We start from the raw sequence: 2292 nt of genomic DNA, 5'->3' as shown, positions 1-2292 counted from the left end.
GCGTGCGGCACCGACACCGACCGGTGGCGGGACTGGGTGGGTGCGATCAACGCGCCGTTCCACTCGCTGCGGCAGGTGGACGGCCGCTGGCGGCGGGTGGTGTTCGGCACCGGGGTCGCCCTGGTCGCGACGCCGGACTGCGTGCCGTCGCTGAACTACCAGCGCCGGGCCGACGGGCCGGACCAGATCGATCCGGGCCAGCGGGTGACCGGGCTGGACCTGGGCAAGGTCAGCTACCGGTACGTCACCCCGGACGGCTCGGTGGCGCTGGTCAGCGCACCCCGGCCGGGGGCGGACTACGGCGTGTGGGCGTTCGTGCCGGCCGGCTGCGTGCGGCCCAAGGGCGACCGCCCCACGGTGTACTTCAACGAACCGATGATCCAGCTGCGGAACAGCTCCGGGCTGCACCCCGGGGTGGGCTACCCGTCCGCGACGGTCCGGGCGCGGGGCTGCTCGGCGGCGGTGCGCAGCCCCGTGGCGCCGGCGTTCGGCTACTGGCCGGATCCGGTCAGCCGGCCGGCCTGCCCAGTGTGAAAGCTGTTAACCACAGGGATATTGACCCGTTCACCTGCGGTGGGACAGATTCGGTGTTGTCAACGTGACCCCTGCACACGGAGGCAACCTTGTTTTCCCTGCGAAATCTGTGCGCCCTTCTGGCGTCGTTATTACTGATCATCGGCCTGGCCGGGACCGCGAGCGCGACCCCGCCCGGCATTCCCAGTGCCGCCACCGCCCGCACCGAGCTGGCCGCGTTGCGGGTGGCGGCGGACGGGTCCAGCTCCGGTTACTCCCGGGACCTGTTCCCGCACTGGAGCACGGTGTCCGGCGCCTGCAACACCCGGGAGACCGTGCTCAAGCGGGACGGCAGCAACGTGGTGACCAACTCCAGCTGCGCCGCGGTGTCCGGTAGCTGGTTCAGCCCGTACGACGGAAGCACCTGGACCGCGGCGTCCGATGTGGACATCGACCACATCGTGCCGCTGGCCAACGCATGGCGCACCGGGGCGTCGTCCTGGACCACGTCCCGGCGCCAGCAGTTCGCCAACGACCTGACCGGCCCGCAGCTGATCGCGGTCACCGACAACGTCAACCAGTCCAAGGGCGACCAGTCGCCGGCCACCTGGAAGCCGCCGCGCACCACGTACTGGTGCACCTACGCCCGGATGTGGGTGCACACCAAGTACCGGTGGACGCTGACCGTGAACAGCGCGGAGAAGTCGGCGCTCACCGACATGCTCAACCGCTGCTGATCACCGACACGGGAAGGAAAGCAGTGTCACATTGCTTTCCTTCCCCGGCGGTCAGATCTGATCGAGCAGATGCCGGCTCGGTCTGTAACTGATCTTCCAGTCGACGAAGGAACTCAGAACGCCGCAGTTCACGCAGCGCTCACCGACCGCGATCCACCGCACGTCACCGCCATCATCGCGAAGCGAGAAGCCGACGGCCAGGTTCGCGTCCTTGCAACCGCAGCCGCACTTCCACGTTTTCGGCGTGCAGTCCGCCCAGTGCTCGTCGGTGTCGGCGATGAACTGCTTGAGGCCGCAGGCTCTGCACGTGCGCCGCGCACCCCCTTCCACCCGGTCGGCCCGGAGCCCGAACACCAGGCCGTCGCACTGCGCGCAGCGACACTCGCGCACCTCGTCGACCGCATGGCCCGCAACGCCGAGTTCACGCAGGTACTCGGCCAGATCTTCGAAGCTCTCGCCGGTCCACCAGGTGCCGGAGGTGTCGATTACCACCGCTATGCCGTGATCGCCGCCGCGGCCGTCGGGTCGGAGTCGTCGAGGAACTGCGTGCAGCGCTCGTGCTCCTCGGTCTCGCCGATCGCCTGCGCGGCGCTGGCCAGCGCGGCCAGCGCCCGCAGGAAGCCCCGGTTCGGCCGGTGCGACCAGGGAACCGGACCGTGGCCCTTCCACCCGGCCCGGCGCAGCTGGTCAAGACCACGGTGGTAGCCGGTGCGGGCGTAGGCGTAGCCGGCCACCGCGTCACCGCCGGCCAGCGCCCGTTCGGCGAGCGCCGCCCAGCCCTCGCTGAAGTCCGGCCAGCGGGTCACCACCTCGGCCGGGTCGGCGCCGGACTCGATCGCCGCCTGCGGCTCGGTGCGCTCCGGCAGCCGGGTGGGCTCCGGTCCCAGTAGGTTGGCCATCAGCCGGCCAGCATTCGGCCGGCGGAGCGCAGGTCGTCGCAGGCCTGGGTGATCCGCACGGCCATCGCCTGCTCGGCGATCTTGCCGTAGCTGCGCGGGTCGTAGGTCTTCTTGTTGCCGACCTCGCCGTCGATCTTCAGCAC

The 2292-nt window shown here is 70.2% G+C and carries 4 protein-coding genes and 1 pseudogene; 2 read left to right on the top strand and 3 right to left on the bottom strand.

Features of this window, described 5'->3' with window-relative positions:
* A partial coding sequence (locus VFO68_RS31355; RefSeq protein ID WP_325162035.1) for a hypothetical protein occupies nt 1–534 on the top strand: 534 nt, incomplete at its 5' end.
* Between the two features lie 89 nt (nt 535–623).
* The gene (locus VFO68_RS31350; RefSeq protein WP_414635609.1) at nt 624–1250 is read left to right on the top strand and encodes an HNH endonuclease family protein; all 627 of its coding nucleotides are present in this window, start codon (nt 624–626) and stop codon (nt 1248–1250) included.
* 51 nt (nt 1251–1301) lie between these two features.
* On the opposite strand, the gene VFO68_RS31345 is transcribed toward VFO68_RS31350, so the two are convergent.
* The 3 genes and pseudogenes from VFO68_RS31345 to VFO68_RS31335 all read right to left on the bottom strand — a co-directional run.
* Entirely contained in the window at nt 1302–1742 is a 441-nt protein-coding gene (locus VFO68_RS31345) for a hypothetical protein (RefSeq protein WP_325162034.1), read from the bottom strand.
* Nucleotides 1743–1744: 2 nt separating this feature from the next.
* Nucleotides 1745–2149 (bottom strand): DUF3151 domain-containing protein, encoded by a 405-nt coding sequence (locus tag VFO68_RS31340; protein ID WP_325162033.1) that lies wholly within the window; start codon nt 2147–2149, stop codon nt 1745–1747.
* Nucleotides 2149–2292 (bottom strand): annotated as a pseudogene (locus tag VFO68_RS31335) (class II fructose-bisphosphate aldolase); the annotation flags it as partial. The pseudogene VFO68_RS31335 and the gene VFO68_RS31340, both read right to left, overlap by 1 nt.

This window comes from Actinophytocola sp. (assembly GCF_035712165.1).
GTDB lineage: Bacteria > Actinomycetota > Actinomycetes > Mycobacteriales > Pseudonocardiaceae > DASYTH01.
Note: the sequence above shows the minus strand (reverse complement) of the source record. Positions and strands in the feature narration are given on the sequence as shown.